Annotated in this window: 13 protein-coding genes; 9 read left to right on the top strand and 4 right to left on the bottom strand. The window is 69.2% G+C overall.

The features are described 5' to 3' along the window. Window positions 1-67: 67 nt before the first annotated feature. From gcvT to BJK06_RS03480, 8 genes are all read left to right on the top strand, one after another. Entirely contained in the window at window positions 68-1,186 is a 1,119-nt protein-coding gene (gene gcvT / locus BJK06_RS03515) for a glycine cleavage system aminomethyltransferase GcvT (protein ID WP_070416721.1), read from the top strand. A gap of 4 nt (window positions 1,187-1,190) precedes the next feature. Next, complete coding sequence (gcvH, locus tag BJK06_RS03510) at window positions 1,191-1,568, top strand: glycine cleavage system protein GcvH (protein ID WP_070416720.1); 378 nt, start codon at window positions 1,191-1,193, stop codon at window positions 1,566-1,568. Further along, entirely contained in the window at window positions 1,565-4,489 is a 2,925-nt protein-coding gene (gene gcvP, locus BJK06_RS03505) for an aminomethyl-transferring glycine dehydrogenase (protein ID WP_070416719.1), read from the top strand. Before gcvH ends, gcvP begins: the two co-directional genes overlap by 4 nt. 312 nt (window positions 4,490-4,801) lie before the next feature. After that, window positions 4,802-6,430, top strand: a complete 1,629-nt coding sequence (locus BJK06_RS03500; protein WP_070416718.1) for an ABC transporter substrate-binding protein — start codon at window positions 4,802-4,804, stop codon at window positions 6,428-6,430. A gap of 231 nt (window positions 6,431-6,661) precedes the next feature. After that, complete coding sequence (locus BJK06_RS03495) at window positions 6,662-7,591, top strand: ABC transporter permease (RefSeq protein ID WP_070416717.1); 930 nt, start codon at window positions 6,662-6,664, stop codon at window positions 7,589-7,591. Further along, window positions 7,581-8,531: an ABC transporter permease gene (locus tag BJK06_RS03490; RefSeq protein ID WP_070416716.1), complete on the top strand. Its 951-nt coding sequence runs from the start codon at window positions 7,581-7,583 to the stop codon at window positions 8,529-8,531. Before BJK06_RS03495 ends, BJK06_RS03490 begins: the two co-directional genes overlap by 11 nt. Continuing rightward, window positions 8,528-10,270: an ABC transporter ATP-binding protein gene (locus tag BJK06_RS03485; protein ID WP_070416715.1), complete on the top strand. Its 1,743-nt coding sequence runs from the start codon at window positions 8,528-8,530 to the stop codon at window positions 10,268-10,270. The genes BJK06_RS03490 and BJK06_RS03485 overlap by 4 nt, the downstream gene beginning before the upstream one ends. Window positions 10,271-10,368: 98 nt before the next feature. Further along, window positions 10,369-10,824 (top strand): PH domain-containing protein, encoded by a 456-nt coding sequence (locus tag BJK06_RS03480; RefSeq protein WP_156794744.1) that lies wholly within the window; start codon window positions 10,369-10,371, stop codon window positions 10,822-10,824. A 79-nt stretch (window positions 10,825-10,903) separates the two neighbouring features. On the opposite strand, the gene BJK06_RS03475 is transcribed toward BJK06_RS03480, so the two are convergent. From BJK06_RS03475 to BJK06_RS03465, 3 genes are read right to left on the bottom strand one after another with little or no spacing between them, the layout of a single operon-like run. Further along, window positions 10,904-13,048, bottom strand: a complete 2,145-nt coding sequence (locus BJK06_RS03475) for a dipeptide ABC transporter ATP-binding protein (RefSeq protein WP_083295026.1) — start codon at window positions 13,046-13,048, stop codon at window positions 10,904-10,906. Next, window positions 13,041-13,979, bottom strand: a complete 939-nt coding sequence (locus BJK06_RS03470; protein WP_083295025.1) for an ABC transporter permease — start codon at window positions 13,977-13,979, stop codon at window positions 13,041-13,043. The genes BJK06_RS03475 and BJK06_RS03470 overlap by 8 nt, the downstream gene beginning before the upstream one ends. A gap of 3 nt (window positions 13,980-13,982) precedes the next feature. Further along, window positions 13,983-14,963: an ABC transporter permease gene (locus tag BJK06_RS03465; RefSeq protein WP_070416712.1), complete on the bottom strand. Its 981-nt coding sequence runs from the start codon at window positions 14,961-14,963 to the stop codon at window positions 13,983-13,985. 262 nt (window positions 14,964-15,225) lie between these two features. On the opposite strand from BJK06_RS03465, the gene BJK06_RS03460 reads away from it, so the two are divergent. Beyond that, window positions 15,226-16,938 carry an ABC transporter family substrate-binding protein gene (locus BJK06_RS03460; RefSeq protein WP_070416711.1) on the top strand — a complete coding sequence of 571 codons (1,713 nt, stop codon included), beginning with the start codon at window positions 15,226-15,228 and terminating at the stop codon, window positions 16,936-16,938. A gap of 83 nt (window positions 16,939-17,021) precedes the next feature. Here the strand turns inward: BJK06_RS03460 and BJK06_RS03455 are convergent, their stop codons facing one another. Then, entirely contained in the window at window positions 17,022-17,570 is a 549-nt protein-coding gene (locus BJK06_RS03455) for a hypothetical protein (RefSeq protein WP_070416710.1), read from the bottom strand. Window positions 17,571-17,758 lie beyond the last annotated feature (188 nt).

The following is a 17,758-nucleotide window of genomic DNA, read 5'->3' as shown; positions in this document are numbered from 1 at the left end:
ATGACAGAGGGGGAGTTCCGCCCGACGACGGTCGTCGGGTCCTGCCGATGCCAGGAGAACTCCGCCCATGCCAACGTCCCCACTGCGCTCTTCGCCGCTGGAGCCCGCCCACGAAGCCGCCGGCGCCACCTTCACCGACTTCGCCGGGTACCGGATGCCCGTCCGGTACTCGTCCGACCTCGCCGAGCACCACGCCGTGCGTCAGGCCGCCGGTGTCTTCGACCTCTCGCACATGGCCGAGGTCGGCGTCACCGGTCCGCAGGCCGTGGCCTTCCTCGACCACGCACTCGCCGGGTCGTTCGGCGCGATGCCGGTCGGCCGGGCGAAGTACTCACTCCTCCTCACCGAGGACGGCGGCATCCTCGACGACCTCGTCGTCTACCGCACCGACGAGGACGTCTTCCTCGTCGTCGCGAACGCGTCGAACCGGCAGGTCGCGGTGGACGCCCTGACGGCACGGGCCGACGGCTTCGACGTCGAAGTGTCGGACGACTCGGACACCACCGCACTGGTCGCGATCCAGGGCCCGGCCGCTGCCGGGACGCTCGACGCGCTCGTCGTCGCCGACCGGCTCCAGCCGGAGAGCCCCCTCGACGAGCTCGGGTACTACCGGGCGCTGCACGCGGTGTTCGACGGCGCCGAGGTCCTCGTCGCCCGCACCGGCTACACCGCCGAGGACGGCTTCGAGGTCTACAGCGACCCGTCCGTCGCCGGAGCGCTCTGGGACGCCCTGCTCGAGGCCGGCGCCGACCGCGGGGTCGTGCCCGCCGGCCTCGCCGCCCGCGACACCCTCCGGCTCGAGGCGGGCATGCCGCTCTACGGGCACGAGCTCGGCACCGACGTCCGTCCCGCCCAGGCCGGCCTCGGCCGGGTCGTGGCGAAAGACGGCGACTTCGTCGGCGCCACCGGCGTCACCCCGTCGGACGACGCCCGCGTGCTCGTCGGCCTGGTCGCCGAGGGCCGCCGGGCCCCGCGTGCCGGGTACGACGTCGTGCAGGACGGCGTCGTCGTCGGCACCGTCACCTCCGGTGCGCTCTCGCCGACCCTCGGCCACCCCGTCGCGATGGCGTTCGTCGACCCGGCGCTCGCCACCGAGGGACAGCTCCTCCACATCGACGTCCGCGGAACGGCCATCCCCAGCACCGTCACCGCGTTCCCCTTCTACCGCCGCGCCTCGAAAGGCTGATGCAATGACCGACCAGACCGCACTCCAGTACACGGCCGACCACGAGTGGCTGCTCGTCGAGGGCGACACCGTCACCGTCGGCATCACCGACCACGCCGCCGAACAGCTCGGTGACGTCGTCCACGTCGAGCTCCCCGCCGTCGGCACCGCCACCACCGCGGGCGAGCAGATCGGCGAGATCGAGTCGACCAAGAGCGTCGGCGAGCTCTTCGCCCCGATCGAGGGCGAGGTCGTGGCGATCAACGACGCGGTCGTCGACGCCCCCGACACCGTCAACCAGGACCCGTTCGGCGACGGCTGGCTCGTCAAGATCAAGGTGGACGGCACCTCCTTCCCCGAGGACCTCATGGACCACGACGCGTACCGGGCGTCCATCGCATGACCGGCGACCTCCAGAACCTCCAGACGTCCTTCGCCGACCGCCACATCGGCACCACCCCGGCCGACCAGCGGACGATGCTCGACGCCGTCGGCCAGCCGTCCCTCGACGCCCTCGTCCGCGCCGCGATCCCCGAGGCGATCCACGCGGAGCCGACCGTCCACTCGGGCATCCCCGCAGCGATCGGCGAGACCGAGGCGCTCGCCGAACTCCGCGCCAAGGCCGCCCGCAACACCGTCCGTCGCGCCATGATCGGGCTCGGGTACCACGGCACCCACACCCCCGCGGTGATCCAGCGGAACGTGCTCGAGAACCCCAGCTGGTACACGGCCTACACGCCGTACCAGCCGGAGATCTCGCAGGGCCGGCTCGAGGCGCTCATCAACTTCCAGACCATGGTCTCGGACCTGACGGGCATGGCGACCGCCGGCGCCTCGATGCTCGACGAGGGCACGGCCGTGGTCGAGGGCATGCTCCTCGCCCGCCGGGCGTCCAAGGTCAAGGGCGACGCGTTCCTCGTCGACGCCGACCTGCTGCCGCAGACCCGTGCGCTGCTCGACCACCGGGCCGAGGCCGTCGGCATCGCCCTGCGCGGGTTCGACGCCGTGGCCGGACCGACCGACGAGCAGCTCGACGGTGCCTTCGGCGTCATCGTGCAGTACCCCGGTGCCTCCGGTCGGATCGTCGACCCGTCGTCGGTCATCGAGTGCGTGCACGCCGGTGGGGGCATCGCGGTCGTCGCGGCGGACCTCCTCGCGATGACGCTCCTCGCCAGCCCCGGCGACCTCGGCGCCGACGTCGCCGTGGGCACGAGCCAGCGCTTCGGCGTCCCGCTCGGCTTCGGTGGCCCGCACGCCGGGTACCTCGCCGTCCGTGCCGGCCTCGAGCGCCAGCTGCCCGGCCGCCTCGTCGGGGTGTCCTTCGACGCCGACGGGCAGATGGCCTACCGCCTCAGCCTGCAGACCCGCGAGCAGCACATCCGCCGCGAGAAGGCGACGAGCAACATCTGCACCGCGCAGGTCCTGCTCGCCGTGATGGCCTCGATGTACGCCGTGTACCACGGTCCCGAGGGGCTCCGCTTCATCGCGGACCGCGTCGCCCGGACGACGTCGGCGCTCGCCGCGGCCGCCCGTGACGCCGGGCTCGAGGTCGTGCACGACGCGTTCTTCGACACGCTCACCCTCCGCGCGCCCGGACGCGCCGAGGCACTCGTCGCCGCGGCCCGTGATGCCGACCGCCTGCTGCACCTCGTCGACGCCGACACCTTCCAGCTGTCCGTCGACGAGACGACGACGCCCGAGGACGTGACGGCCCTCGCCGTCGTGTTCGGCGCGGTCGACGCGACCGTCCCGGCGACGGAGACCGCCGTGCGGGACGCGGCCACGCGCCTCCCGTCCGACCTGCTGCGGAGCAGCGAGTACCTGACGCACCCGGTCTTCAGCGCCCACCGCAGCGAGACCCGGATGATGCGGTACCTCAAGCACCTCGCCGACAAGGACTACGCGCTCGACCGCGGCATGATCCCGCTCGGCAGCTGCACGATGAAGCTCAACGCGGCGACCGAGATGGCGGCCGTGACGTGGCCGGAGTTCGCGAACATCCACCCGTTCGCGCCGCGCGACGACGTCGAGGGCTACCTCGACATGATCGGCGACCTCGAGTCCTGGCTGGCCGAGGTCACCGGGTACGACACGGTCTCCCTGCAGCCGAACGCCGGCAGTCAGGGCGAACTCGCCGGACTCCTGGCGATCCGCGGGTACCACCGGTCCCGCGGCGACGAGTCCCGCACGGTCTGCCTCATCCCGTCGAGCGCGCACGGCACGAACGCCGCGTCGGCCGTCCTCGTCGGCATGCAGGTCGTCGTGGTCGCCTGCGACGAGAACGGCAACGTCGACCTCGACGACCTCCGTGCGAAGACCGAGCAGCACGGCGACCAGCTCGCCGCGCTCATGATCACGTACCCGTCCACGCACGGCGTCTACGAGCACGACATCCGCGAGATCTGCGCCGCCGTGCACGACGCCGGTGGCCAGGTCTACGTCGACGGCGCGAACCTCAACGCCCTGCTCGGCCACGCCCGGTTCGGCGACTTCGGCGGGGACGTCTCGCACCTCAACCTGCACAAGACGTTCTGCATCCCGCACGGCGGCGGCGGGCCCGGGGTCGGTCCGGTCGCGGCGAAGTCGCACCTCGCACCGTTCCTGCCGGGCCACCCGTTCGCGCAGGACGCCGACCGTCGCACCGGCTCCGTGCGCGCCGAGGGTTCCGACCGCGACGCGCACGCCGGTGGCCCGGTCAGTGCAGCGCCGTACGGCAGCCCGAGCATCCTGCCGATCACGTGGACGTACGTCCGGATGATGGGGCTCGAGGGGCTGACCCGTGCGACCGAGGCCGCGGTGCTCGGGGCGAACTACATCGCCGCACGCCTGCGCGACGCGTTCCCGGTGCTCTACACGGGGGAGTCGGGGCTCGTCGCGCACGAATGCATCCTCGACCTCCGCCCGCTCCGGGACACGACGGGCATCACGGTGGACGACGTCGCGAAGCGCCTGGTCGACTACGGCTTCCACGCCCCGACGATGTCGTTCCCGGTCGCGGGCACGCTCATGGTCGAGCCGACCGAGAGCGAGGACCTCGCCGAGCTCGACCGCTTCGTCGACGCGATGCTCGCCATCCGTGCCGAGGCCTCGGCGGTCGAGCGCGGGGAGTGGCCGGCGGACGACAACCCGCTCGTGCACGCCCCGCACACCGCGTCGTCGGTGATCTCGGGGGAGTGGGCGCACGCCTACACCCGCGAGCAGGCGGTGTACCCGCTGCCGGGCATCAGCGCCCGGAAGTACTGGCCGCCGGTGCGCCGGATCGACCAGGCGTACGGCGACCGGAACCTCGTGTGCGCCTGCCCTCCGGTGGAGGCGTTCGCCTGATCCCGAGCCTGTAGCGTGTGCCCCGTCCGGTGTCCCGGGCGGGGCACACTGCTGTGCGCGGGCAGGCAGTCGGCTTGCACAGAGTTGTGCACGGACGCAAGCATTTCGATGCGGTTGCAACAATCTCGCCCCGGCGTGCGCGATCCGCCCGAATCTTGCATCCTCTCGCAAGGATCGTGCAACTTGGTTTCCGATTTGTAACCGATCTCCCCTGGGCTTGGTGAGCACTCCCCACACTGCCTACAGTGCAAAGGTCAAACGTGGCGAGCAGGCACCCGTGCGCCCGCCGCGTCCCATGCACCAGGAGGAATCTTGATCAAGAAGCGCGCTGGGCTCGCAGCCCTCGCCGTGCTCGGGGCCACAGCAATCGCCCTGGCCGGCTGCTCCAGCAACAGCAGCAGTGGAGGTGACAAGGCGGGCTCGACGAACGCGTCCGGCATCGTCACCACCAACGGCAACGAGCCCCAGAACCCGCTCATCCCCTCGAACACCACCGAGGTCGGCGGCGGCAAGATCATCGACTCGATCTTCGAAGGCCTGGTGTCCTACGACGCCAAGGGCAAGCCGGTGAACGAGGTCGCGAAGAGCATCGACACCGATGACTCGAAGACGTTCGACATCAAGCTCAACACGGACTACACCTTCACCAACGGCGAGAAGGTCACGGCCGAGTCGTTCACGAAGGCGTGGAACTGGGCCGCCCAGTTCTCGAACAAGCAGGGCGCGAGCTACTTCTTCGAGAACATCGAGGGCTACGACGCCACGAAGGACTCGGAGCTCACCGGCCTCAAGGTCGTCAGCGACGACGAGTTCACCGTGACGCTCAAGTCGGCGCAGTCGGACTTCCCGCTGTCGCTCGGCTACTCGGCGTTCGTGCCGCTGCCCTCGGAGTTCTACAAGGACACCAAGGCCTTCGGTGAGAACCCGATCGGCAACGGCCCGTACAAGCTCGACGGCAAGGGTGCGTGGACGCACAACCAGTCGATCAAGCTCGTCACCAACAAGGACTACGAGGGCAAGCGCAAGCCGAAGAACGGTGGCCTGACGGTCACGTTCTACACCTCGCAGGACACCGCGTACTCCGACGCGCAGGGCGGCAACCTCGACGTCCTCGACGCCGTGCCGGACAGCGCCTTCGCGACCTACAAGTCCGACTTCCCGGACTCGAACGTCAACCAGGCCGCCGCGATCTTCCAGGCGATCTACCTGCCCTACTACCTCGACCACTGGAAGGGTGAAGAGGGCAAGCTCCGCCGCGAGGCGATCTCGATGGCGATCAACCGCAAGCAGATCACCGACAAGATCTTCGACGGCACCCGCACCCCGGCCAAGGACTTCACCTCCCCGGTGATCGCCGGCTGGAACGACGACCTCGACGGTTCGGACGTCCTGACCTACGACAAGTCGAAGGCCAAGGAGCTGTGGGCCGAGGCCGACAAGATCTCGAAGTACAACGACACCCTCACCATCTCGTACAACGCCGACGGCGGGCACGAGGCGTGGGTGACCGCGGTCACGAACTCGATCTCGAGCACGCTCGGCATCAAGGCCGAGGGCAAGGCGTACCCGACGTTCGCCGAGGCCCTCGCGGTCCAGACGGACGACAAGCTCACGGGCGGCAGCCGTACCGGTTGGCAGGCGGACTACCCGTCGCTGTACAACTTCCTCGGCCCGACCATGGGTGACGGCTCGTCGAGCAACTACTCGCGCTACGACTCGGCCGAGTACAACGAGCTCCTCCAGAAGGGCCGTTCGGCCGCGACCGTCGAAGAGGGCAACAAGTTCTTCGACCAGGCGCAGGAGCTCCTGTTCAAGGACCTCCCGGAGATCCCGCTGTGGTACTCCAACGTCACCGGCGTGTGGAACGCGGACACCGTGTCGAACGTGAAGTTCGGCTGGAACTCGGTGCCGCTGTACTACGACGTCGAGGTCAAGAAGTAACCTCAGTCTCCTCGTGAGACACATCGCGGACGGGTATCCTGCTCCGCGACCACCGGACGGGGGTTCGGGAGCCCACCAGGCTCCCGAGCCCCCGTACCTCGGCGGCAACACCTTCCCCCACCACAGCGGGCGCCGCCGCCCGCACCGGACTCCCGTGCCGACCCGCGGACCGTCCACCCCTCACGACATGAACCTGAACGACATGCGCGTCCCGAACCAGGCAGGGATCTGATGGCCTGGTACCTCGGCAAGCGCCTCCTGCAACTCATCCCCGTGTTCTTCGGGGCCACGTTCCTCATCTACTTCATGGTGTTCTCCCTGCCGGGTGACCCGATCGCCGCCTTGTTCGGTGACCGTCAGCCGTCGCCGCAGGTCATCGAGCAGCTGCGCCAGCAGTACAACCTCGACAAGCCGTTCATCATCCAGTACCTGCTCTGGATCGGCGGCGTGTTCCGCGGCGACCTCGGGCTGACCTACTCGGGTCTGCCCGTGATCTCGCAGCTCGCGCAGGCCTTCCCGATCACGGCTCGCCTCGCGATCCTCGCCCTGCTGTTCGAGTCGATCGCCGGCATCGTCGTCGGTGTCATCGCCGGTCTCCGCAAGGGCAAGCTCTTCGACGCGACCGCCCTGGTCGTGAGCCTCCTGCTCATCTCGGTCCCGACGTTCGTGGTCGGCTTCCTGCTGCAGTACGTCCTCGGCATCAACCTCGGCCTGTTCCGGGTCACGGTGTCGGGTCAGGCGCCGTGGTCCGAGCTCGTCCTGCCCGCGATCGTGCTGGCGTCGGTGTCGTTCGCGTACATCGTCCGCCTCACCCGCGCGAGCGTCGCCGAGAACGTGTCGGCCGACTTCGTCCGCACCGCGACCGCCAAGGGGCTCCCGCGCCGTCGCGTGGTAGGTGTGCACATCTTCCGCAACTCGCTCATCCCCGTGGTGACCTACCTGGGTGTCGACATCGGCAACCTGATGGTCGGCGCGGTCGTCACCGAGGGCATCTTCAACATCCACGGTGTGGGTGGCACGGTGTTCCAGGCCGTCAAGCTCGGCGAGGGTCCGACCGTCGTGTCGTTCGTCGCCGTGATGGTCATCATCTTCATGCTCGCCAACCTCCTGGTCGACCTGCTCTACGCCGTCCTGGACCCGAGGATCCGCTATGCCAAGTAACGCCGCACCCCGCTCGGCGACGCACTACGTCGCCCCGCTCGAGGAGACCCCGCTCCAGGCGGTCGACCAGGTCAACGAGGACGAGAAGACCCGTTCGACCTGGAGCGACGCCTGGGACTCGATGCGGACCCGTCCGATGTTCTGGGTGTCGTCGGTCCTCATCCTGCTGATCGTCCTCGTGGCGCTCTTCCCGGGGCTCTTCGCCCACGTCGACCCGCGTGCGGCGGACCTGGCGAAGAGCAACGAGGGACCCGAGGCCGGCCACATCCTGGGCTTCAACCGCCAGGGCAACGACGTCTACGCCCGCACCATCTGGGGCACGCGCAACTCGCTCATCGTCGGTGTCGTCGCGACGGTCCTCGTCTCGATCGTCGGCATCGTGATCGGTGCCCTCGCCGGCTTCTTCGGCGGGTGGCTCGACACGATCGTGTCCCGCATCGGTGACATCTTCTTCTCGATCCCGACGGTCCTCGGCGCGATCGTGATCATGTCCGTGATCCCCGCGCGGAACGCCCTGACGGTGTCGCTCGTGCTGGCCGTGTTCGCGTGGCCGCAGATCGCCCGCATCATGCGCGGCGCCGTGCTCAGCGCGAAGCAGTCCGACTACGTGACGGCCTCGGCCGCGCTCGGTGTCAGCCGCTTCACCACGCTGGTCCGCCACGTCGTCCCGAACTCGCTCGCACCGGTCATCGTCGTCGCGACGGTGTCCCTCGGTACGTTCATCGTCGCCGAGGCCACGCTGTCCTTCCTCGGTATCGGACTGCCGCAGTCGGCGCTCAGCTGGGGTGTCGACATCGGCAACGCCCAGGCGTCGATCCGCACCGCGCCGTCGACCATCTTCTGGCCGTCCGCCGCCCTGTCCATCACCGTGCTCGCGTTCCTCCTCCTCGGTGACGTGGTCCGCGACGCACTCGACCCGAAGGCGAGGGCCCGCCGATGAGCGAGACACTGACCCAGCCGAACGCCAGCCGTACCGGCGGCTCCGGTGCGCCCCTGCTCGAGATCACCGACCTCGAGGTCGGGTTCAAGACGCAGAACGGCTTCGTCCAGGCGGTCCGCGGTGCCAGCTTCACCCTCGAGCAGGGTGAGCGGCTCGCGATCGTCGGCGAGTCCGGCTCCGGCAAGTCGACGAGCGCCCAGGCGATCATCAAGCTCCTGCCGGGGACCGGCCAGGTCACCGGCGGTTCGATCAAGTTCAACGGGCGCGAGCTCGTCGGCCTGAGCGACAAGGAGATGTCGGAGATCCGCGGGAAGGAGATCGGCTACGTCCCGCAGGACCCGATGTCGAACCTCAACCCGCTGTGGTCGATCGGCTTCCAGGTCGAAGAGGCCATCAAGGCCAACGGCATCGCGACCGGCAAGCACGCCATCCGTGCCCGTGCGGTCGAGGTCCTGCAGGAGGCCGGCCTCGGCGACGCATCGACCCGCCTGAAGCAGTACCCGCACGAGTTCTCCGGCGGCATGCGGCAGCGCGTGCTCATCGGCATCGGTCTGTCGAGCCGCCCGAAGCTGCTCATCGCCGACGAGCCGACGAGTGCGCTCGACGTCACCGTGCAGCGCGTCATCCTCGACCACCTCGAGACCCTCACCCGCGACTTCGGCACCTCCGTCCTGTTCATCACGCACGACCTCGGCCTCGCCGCCGAGCGCGCCGAGAAGCTCGTCGTGATGTACAAGGGCCAGGTCGTCGAGGCCGGGCCCTCGAAGGAGATCCTGGCGAACCCGCGGCACCCGTACACGCAGCGCCTGGTCGCCGCGGCACCCTCGCTCGCGAGCCGCCGCATCCAGTCCAAGGTGCAGCACCAGCGTGTCGACATCGCGGACGTCGGCAGCGACGACGCCGAGCTCCTCGCCCGCGCCCAGGAGCGCGAGCAGGCACCGGCGAAGGACCTCATCGTGGTGAAGAACCTCGAGAAGGTCTACAAGCTGCGCGGCAAGAACCTCGCCTCCCGCGAGCTGAAGGCCGTCGACGACGTCTCGTTCTCGATCCCGAAGGGCACCACCACGGCGCTCGTCGGCGAGTCCGGTTCGGGCAAGTCGACCGTCGCGAAGCTCGTCCTGCAGCTCGAGGCCATCACGAGCGGCACGGTCCAGTTCGACGGCATCGACATCGGCGCGCTGAAGGGCAAGGACCTCTTCGACTTCCGCCGCCGCGTGCAGCCGGTCTTCCAGGACCCGTACGGCTCGCTGGACCCGATGTACAACGTCGGGAACACGATCGCCGAGCCGCTGCACACACACAAGGTGGGCGACAAGGCGTCCCGCCGGGCCCGCGTGCTGGAGCTGCTCGACCAGGTCGCGCTGCCGAAGTCGATGGTCAACCGCTACCCGAACGAGCTCTCGGGCGGGCAGCGGCAGCGCATCGCCGTGGCGCGGGCCCTCGCGCTCAAGCCCGAGGTCATCGTGCTCGACGAGGCGGTCTCCGCGCTCGACGTGCTCGTGCAGGGCCAGATCCTCGACCTGCTCACCGAGCTGCAGTCCGAGCTGGGCCTGACCTACCTGTTCATCACGCACGACCTGGCCGTCGTCCGCCTCGTGGCGGACAACGTCTGCGTCATGCGCAAGGGACAGATCGTCGAGAAGGCGACCACCGACGAGGTCTTCGCCAACCCGCGTGAGCAGTACACGAAGGACCTGCTGGACGCCATCCCCGGCGCCGGGTTCGAGTTCGGACGCTGATCTCGCTGGACACGAACGAGGCCGGACGCACCGTCGTCCTCCGCGCAGGCCGCGGAGGCGCGGTCGCGTCCGGCCTCGTCGCGTTCCTGGCGGTGTTCATGCTCGGCGACGCCGCGGTGCGGGGGAGCTGGGACGTCGTCCTGCACGCCGTCGGTCCCCTCGCCGCGCTCGTCTGGGTGCTCTGGGTGCTCACCTTCCGCCCGCACGTACGGATCACCGACGACGCGATCACGGTGGTGAACCCGCTCCGGTCGACGACGGTCCCGTGGGGCGCCGTCGAGGACGTCCGGATGCGCTGGCAGATCGTGCTCGACCTCGCCGACGGCCGCCGGGTCACCTGCTGGGGTGGTCCGTCGCTGCCGCGGCCGAAGCCGACCCGACGCGGGGAGCCCCGCGTGCTGCGGCAGCCGGACGAGTTCGTCGCGGTCCGCGACCGCTGGTCGGAACGGCACGGGCGCACGCCCGACGCCCCCGTCGTCCGGGGCTGGGACGTGCCGGCCGTCGCGTCCGGCATCGCCGTGTTCGCCCTCTGCGTCGTCGCGATCGTCGTCTGAGACGTCCCGACAGGACGGACGGGAGGCGCGGTGCCAGCTGGCACCGCGCCTCCCGTCCGTCACACGGAACGTCAGTCGGTCACACCGTCGCCGACACCCGCTCGGTGAGCAGGTGGTTCTGGTCGGTCTGGATGCAGGCCACGCCGCGTCCGTGCACGTCCTGCAGGCGCGGATCCACCGAACGGCACTGCTGCTGCCGGTCCTCGTCGAGGAGCTGGTACAGCGGGCAACGGGTGCGGAACCGGCACCCGTCGATCCGTTCCGTGGGGGAGGGGAGGTCGCCGTCGAGCAGGATGCGTCCGCGGGCGGCCTCGGCGAACGGGTCCGGCACCGGGACCGCGGACAGCAGGGCCCTGGTGTAGGGGTGCTGCGGGTCGTCGAACACGCGGTCGCCGTCGCCGTACTCGACGATCCGGCCGAGGTACATGACCGCGACGTCGTCGGCGATGTGCCGGACGACCGAGAGGTCGTGCGCGACGAACAGGTAGGACAGGCCCAGGCGGTGCTTGAGGTCCTCGAGCAGGTTGATGACACCGGCCTGCACGGACACGTCCAGCGCCGACACCGGCTCGTCGAGCACGAGGATCTTCGGCTCGACGATGAGCGCGCGGGCGATGCCGATGCGCTGTCGCTGGCCGCCGGAGAACTCGTGGGGGTACCGGTCGATGTAGCTCGGCTCGAGACCGACGAGCTCGAGCGAGTCCCGCACGCGTCGGCGGATCTCGTCCTTCGGCACGCCCTGCACCGTGAGCGGCTCACCGATCACGGACCCGATGTCGAGTCGGGGGTCGATGGAGGCCATCGGGTCCTGGAAGACGACCTGGATGTCGCTCCGGAGCGCACGGCGGTCGGACTTCGACAGGGTGCCGGTGTCGACGCCGTTCACCTTGATGGTGCCCTGCTGCGCGCCGGCGAGCTCGAGGATCTCCATGATCGTCGTGGTCTTGCCGCAGCCGGACTCGCCGACGAGCCCGAGGACCTGACCGCGCTTCAGCGTGAGGGAGATCCCGTCGACCGCGTGCACCTCGCCGATGCGCCGGCGGAACAGGGCGCCCTTCGTCAGCGGGAAGGTCTTCACGACGTCGTCGAGCTGCAGGACCACGTCGTCGCCGTGGTCGATCTCGGACTCGGGGACGTCCTCGGGGCGCGGGAAGATCTCGGAGCGGGCGAGGGTGCCGGCGGCGATCTCGTCGCGGCGGATGCACGCGGCGGTGTGCTCGTCGTCGAAGGCTCCGTTCGTGATGGTCGGCGTCGCACCGGTCAGGACCGGGTTGTCGTCGCTCGGTGCCACCGAGGGGGCGATCAGGGCCGGCTCGCCCTCACGGCAGGCGTCGAGGACCGCGGGGCAGCGGTCGGCGAACGGGCAGCCGGTCGGCTTCTGGGTGAGCAGCGGCGGGCGGCCGTCGAGCGGGACGAGGCGCTCCGAGCGTGCCGAGGCCATGTTCGGCATCGAGCGGAGCAGGCCGATCGTGTACGGCATGACCGGCTCGCGGAAGAGGGGTTCGACCGGTGCCGTCTCGACGATCCGGCCGGCGTACATCACGGCGACCCGGTCCGCGTTGCCCGCGACGACGCCGAGGTCGTGCGTGATGAGGACGACGGCGGCACCGGTCATTTCCTTGGCGGTCTGCAGGACGTCGAGGATCTGTGCCTGGATCGTCACGTCGAGCGCCGTGGTCGGCTCGTCGGCGATGATCAGCTTCGGGTCGTTCGCGATGGCGATGGCGATCATGGCGCGCTGCCGCATGCCGCCGGAGAACTCGTGCGGGAAGGCGTCGAGCCGCCGTGAGGGGTTCGGGATGCCGACGACGCGCAGGAGTTCCTCGGCACGGGCCCGGGCGGCGTGCGCGGTGAGGTTCCGGTCGTGCAGCCGCAGCCCCTCGACGATCTGCTGGCCGATCGTGTACACGGGCGTCAGGGCGGAGAGCGGGTCCTGGAAGACCATCGCGATGTCGCCGCCACGGAGCTTCGACATCTCGCGGTCGTTCAGGCCGAGCAGCTCGCGGCCGTCGAACCGGATGCTGCCCTCGACCTTGGCCGACGACGGCAGCAGTCCCATCACGGCCATCGAGGACACCGACTTGCCCGATCCGGACTCGCCGACGATGCCGAGGAACTCGCCCTGGTTGACGGAGTAGTCCACGCCGCGCACGGCGTACACGGGCTTGGAGCCCGGGTTGAACGTGACGGCGAGGTCGGAGACGGAGAGCAGCGGCTCAGTCACGGTTGGCTCCCGAGGTGGGGTCGATGGCGTCGCGCAGGGCGTCGCCGAGCAGGCTGGTGGAGAGGACCGTGGCGACGAGCGTCGCAGCCGGCAGGACGAACAGCCACGGTCGGGTGACCGCGGACTGGCTGCCGGCGGCGAGCAGGGTGCCGAGCGACACGTCCGGCACCTGGATGCCGAAGCCGAAGAAGCTCAGGGCGCTCTCGGAGAGGATCATCGCGCCGACGCCGAGCGTGGCGTCGATGATGAGCAGCGAGGCCACGTTCGGCAGGATGTGCCGCCGGATGATCGTGAACGACGGGACGCCCATGAACCGCGCGGCCTTGACGTAGTCGCGCTCCCGGAGGGACATCGTCTGTCCGCGGATCACGCGGGCCATGATCATCCACCCGAAGATCGCCAGGCCGACGATGAGCGCGAGCCAGCTGAGGTTCTTGAACAGCGGGCTGAGGAGCACGAGCGCGTAGAACGACGGGATGACCAGGAGCAGGTCGATGCCCCACACGAGCGCCCGGTCGACGAACCCGCCGAAGTACCCGGCGATCGCACCGACGATGCCCGCGATGAGGGTCGCGGCGGGACCGGCGATGAGCCCGATGAGGAGGGACTTCTGCAGGCCCACCAGGGTCTGGGCGTAGATGTCCTGGCCGATGTCGTTCGTGCCGAACCAGTGCGAGGCGCTCGGCGGCATGCCGAAGGCGAGCCCGTCGGAGTCGACGGCGTTCCAGTGGTACAGGTACGGACCGACGAAGGCCCAGAGCAGGATGAGGAGGAGTGCACCGCCACCGATGCGGGCACGCCAGGTGCCGAGCACCTTGCGCCAGAGCGGGGTGCGGCCACCCTTCACCTCGACGACGTGCGCCGGCTGCCCGGCGTTGCCGTCACCGGGGTCGCCGGCGGTGGTCGTGGTCGTGGGGTCGAGAACAGACACGGGTCACACCCTCACTCGCGGGTCGAGCGCGGCGTAGAGCAGGTCCGCGAGGGTGCCTGCGATGAGCACGAGGATCGCCGTGAAGAGGATTGTGCCCGCTGCCGCGTTGATGTCGTTGTTGCTGATGCTCTGGACGAAGTACTCGCCCATGCCGTGCCAGCTGAAGACCAGTTCGGTGATGCTCGCACCGGTCAGGATGAGGCCGAACGAGTACGCGAAGAACGTCGACATCGGGATGAGGGCGACGCGGACACCGTGCCGCATGATGGCCGATCCACGCGTCCGGCCCTTCGAGCGCGCCGTCCGGATGAAGTCGTTCGACAGCACGTCGAGCATCGCGGAGCGCTGGTAGCGCGAGTACGAGGCGACGGCGCCGACCGTCAGCGAGATCGTCGGTAAGAGCAGGTGCACCAGCCGGTCGCCGAGCACCGGGAAGAACCCGGTCACCCCCGGGGTGTACTCACCGGTGAACGAGATCAGCTGCGTCCCGACCGCCCCGTTGAGGGTCGTCGCGAGGATCATCAGCACCACCGCGATGACGAAGGGGGGCGTCGCGAGCACCGCGAACGACAGGTAGGTCGACACCTGGTCGGACGTCTTGTACTGCTTGACGGCGTTCCAGACGCCGAGCAGGACACCGAGGATCGCACCGAGCAGGGTGCCGATCACCAGCAGTCGCAGACTCGTGCCGGAGCGGGCGACGATGTCGGCCGTGACCTCGGTGCCGCGGGCGCTGATGCCGAGCGAGCCGTGCGTGACCAGGTTCACCCACCAGTTCCACGTGCGGACCAGGAGCGGGGTGTTCGGGTCGGCGCCGAGCTTCTGGAGCGCGGCGTCGATCGAACTCTGCGGGACCGGCGGGTTCTTGCCGAGGTACCGGGACGTCGGGTTGAGCGTCGCGCTGGCGAGGATGTAGCCGAGCGTCGTCGCGACGATCGTCAGGATCACGTAGTTGACGATCCGCTTCGCGAGGAAAGCAAGCATGTACTGGGACCTCAGTGGGGTGCGGCCGTCCGTCCGGACGGCGTTGTTCGGTGGCGACAGGCTAGCCGCTTCCGAGCCGGGGTGGGTGATCCCTGTTGACGCTATGCAACATTCGTTACGAGCATGTTTCGATTCGGTACAGCAGCCCTTGTGCGACCTTCGGATGTGACTAGGGTTCTCAACCAACAGGCGTGGCGGCGGGGGCCGTCGCGTCCCGGCGCTCCGGCGCGAACCACAACGAAAGGGAATCCTCGCCATGCGAATGAGGATCAAGACGACGGCCGTGCTCGCCACAGCAGCCGCCGCGGCACTCGTGCTCGCGGGCTGCTCCGGCGGCGGGTCCGCCGGACAGAGCAGCTCGGCGGTCGCCACGTCGTCGCTGAAGTCGACGGGTTGGACGGTCGCCGACCGCGACACGATCAAGGACGGCGGCTCGCTCACCCTGCCGATCGACTCCGCACCGGCGAACTGGCAGCTGTCGAACCTCGACTCCGGGACGGTCGACGACAACACGATCGCGGGCACCTACCTGCCCGGGTTCATCCAGTTCAAGGCCAACGGCGAGTGGGAGGCGAACAAGGACTACGTCGACTCGATCGAGCTGACGAAGGACTCGCCCCAGACCGTCGAGATCAAGATCAACCCCAAGGCGGTCTGGTCCGACGGCACCCCGATCACCGAGAAGGACGTCGAGGCGAACTGGAAGGCGCTGAACGGCACGAACAAGGCCTTCGCCCCGCTCGCCACCAACGTCTGGGAAGACGTCGACTCCGTCACGCAGGGTTCGGACGAGCGCGACGTCATCGTGACGTTCTCGAAGACGAACGCCGACTGGCCGAGCGTCTTCACCGCGATCTACCCCTACTGGGCCGTGGACACCCCCGACCACTTCAACAACTCGTGGGCGAAGGGTCCGTTCGCCGCGGACGGCAAGACGTACGTCTCCGCCGGCCCGTACATCCTGAAGACCTTCGACGCCAACGGCGGCGTCGTGACCTTCGAGAAGAACTCGAAGTGGTGGGGTGACGCGCCGAAGCTCGACACGATCGTCTTCAAGACCGTGTCCCGCGACGGTGTCGCCCAGGCCTACGCGAACAAGGAGTTCGACGCCTTCAACCTGAACGGCAGCGCGGACAACTTCAAGACCGCGAACAGCCGCTCGGACTCGAAGATCGAGCGCTCGCTCGGCACGACCCAGCGTCAGATCACCCTGAACGGCACGTCGGACGTCTTCAAGGACCAGGAGGTCCGCCAGGCGTTCGCCCAGGCGATCAACCGCCAGGTCGTCGCGCAGGCGATCCTCTCGCCGGTGAAGAGCCCGGTGCAGGTCCTCAACAACCTCGTCTACCTGCCCGGCCAGAAGGGCTACCAGGACAACGTCTCCTCGGTCTACGGCTACAGCACCGACAAGGCGAAGAAGAAGCTCGAGGACGCCGGCTACACGATCGGCTCGGACGGCTACGCGACCAAGGGCGGCAAGACGCTCGACGTCCGCTTCGTCATCCCGTCGGACAACCAGAACTCGGCGAACGTCGCGCAGCTCGTGCAGCAGCAGACGAAGCTCGCCGGCTTCAAGGTGACCATCGACACCGTCCCGACCGACGACTTCTTCACGAAGTACGTCACCACCGACGGTCGTGACTTCGACGCCACGTACTTCGCCTGGCAGGGCACGCCGTTCCCGGTGTCGTCGCTGAAGTCGATCTACTACCCGGCCGACGCGGGGCAGAACTACACGGGCGTGACCGACGACTCGCTCGGTGCCGCCTGGGACAAGGCGAACGCCGAACTCGACGCCGACAAGCGCATCGAGGACGCGGACGCGATCGACAAGAAGATCGTCAAGGTCGCGGGCACGATCCCGCTGTTCCCGGAGCCCTACGCCTGGGGCGTGCGCAAGGACCTCGTGAACTACGGTCCGGCGCAGTTCCAGCAGTCCTCCGTGAAGTGGCAGGACGTGGGCTACAAGAAGTAGTCCGCAGCACTCCACCTGGAAACGACATCCCCGACGTCGCACGACGTCGGGGATGTCGTTCTTCGTCGCAGGCACCGCGGCGGTCAGAGCTGCGCGGCCGCCAGGGTCGCGACGAACGCGAGCACCACGATCGCGAGGATCGTCCACCCGTGCACACGGTGCGTGATCGGCGCAGCCGTCACGGTCGCCGGCGGCGGGCCGTCCTGCGCGGGCGGCTCGGGCACGAACGCCCGGATGCGCTCGGCCGCAGCGTCGACGTCGAGGCGATCCGCGCCTCCTGGACGACCGTCGACCACGGCGGCGAGCCGGGCCGACCTGCGGGTGGCGAGCCACGTGCGGCGGACGCCCTCGCTCGTGACGATCTCGATGCCGTACTTGGTGCGGACCTCGGTGACGCGGCGCCAGGTGTAGGTGCTGGTGCGGCGGACGTCGACGATGCGGAGGTGCTCGTCGGTCAGCTCGAAGCGCGGGCGCCAGAGGACCGCCCACGCGATGAAGGCGATGCAGATGCTCGGGACCGGGGCGAGCCAGGCGGTGCCGCCGCTCAGGAGGGCGAGGGGGACGAGCGCGGCGGCCGCGACCCACAGGACGACGGCGAGCAGACGCATGCCGGGGGCGAGGATCGTGGTCACGCCGAAGAGGTTACGGGCTGCCGACCCTTGGTGACACGCAACGCCCGGGGAGCCAAGAGGTCACGGGCTGCCGACCCTTGGTGACACGCAACGCCCGGGGAGCCAAGGGGTTACGAGATGCCTCCCCGGGAACGCCCGGGGAGCGGGTGTGACACACCAGCGCGTATCTCCGGACGACCCGATTCCCC

The organism is Curtobacterium sp. BH-2-1-1, assembly GCF_001806325.1.
In the GTDB taxonomy this organism is placed as follows: Bacteria; Actinomycetota; Actinomycetes; order Actinomycetales; family Microbacteriaceae; genus Curtobacterium.
The sequence above is the reverse complement of the archived record's forward strand: the minus strand, read 5'-3'. Positions and strand labels throughout refer to the sequence as shown.

Excerpts from the sequence above, each read along its gene's own strand:
- gcvP (WP_070416719.1), top strand. The coding sequence starts at position 1,565 with ATGACCGGCGACCTCCAGAACCTCCAGACGTCCTTCGCCGACCGCCAC.
- gcvT (WP_070416721.1), top strand. The coding sequence starts at position 68 with ATGCCAACGTCCCCACTGCGCTCTTCGCCGCTGGAGCCCGCCCACGAA.
- BJK06_RS03490 (WP_070416716.1), top strand. The coding sequence starts at position 7,581 with ATGCCAAGTAACGCCGCACCCCGCTCGGCGACGCACTACGTCGCCCCG.
- gcvH (WP_070416720.1), top strand. The coding sequence starts at position 1,191 with ATGACCGACCAGACCGCACTCCAGTACACGGCCGACCACGAGTGGCTG.
- BJK06_RS03495 (WP_070416717.1), top strand. The coding sequence starts at position 6,662 with ATGGCCTGGTACCTCGGCAAGCGCCTCCTGCAACTCATCCCCGTGTTC.
- BJK06_RS03485 (WP_070416715.1), top strand. The coding sequence starts at position 8,528 with ATGAGCGAGACACTGACCCAGCCGAACGCCAGCCGTACCGGCGGCTCC.
- BJK06_RS03460 (WP_070416711.1), top strand. The coding sequence starts at position 15,226 with ATGAGGATCAAGACGACGGCCGTGCTCGCCACAGCAGCCGCCGCGGCA.
- BJK06_RS03465 (WP_070416712.1), bottom strand. The coding sequence starts at position 14,963 with ATGCTTGCTTTCCTCGCGAAGCGGATCGTCAACTACGTGATCCTGACG.
- BJK06_RS03480 (WP_156794744.1), top strand. The coding sequence starts at position 10,369 with ATGCTCGGCGACGCCGCGGTGCGGGGGAGCTGGGACGTCGTCCTGCAC.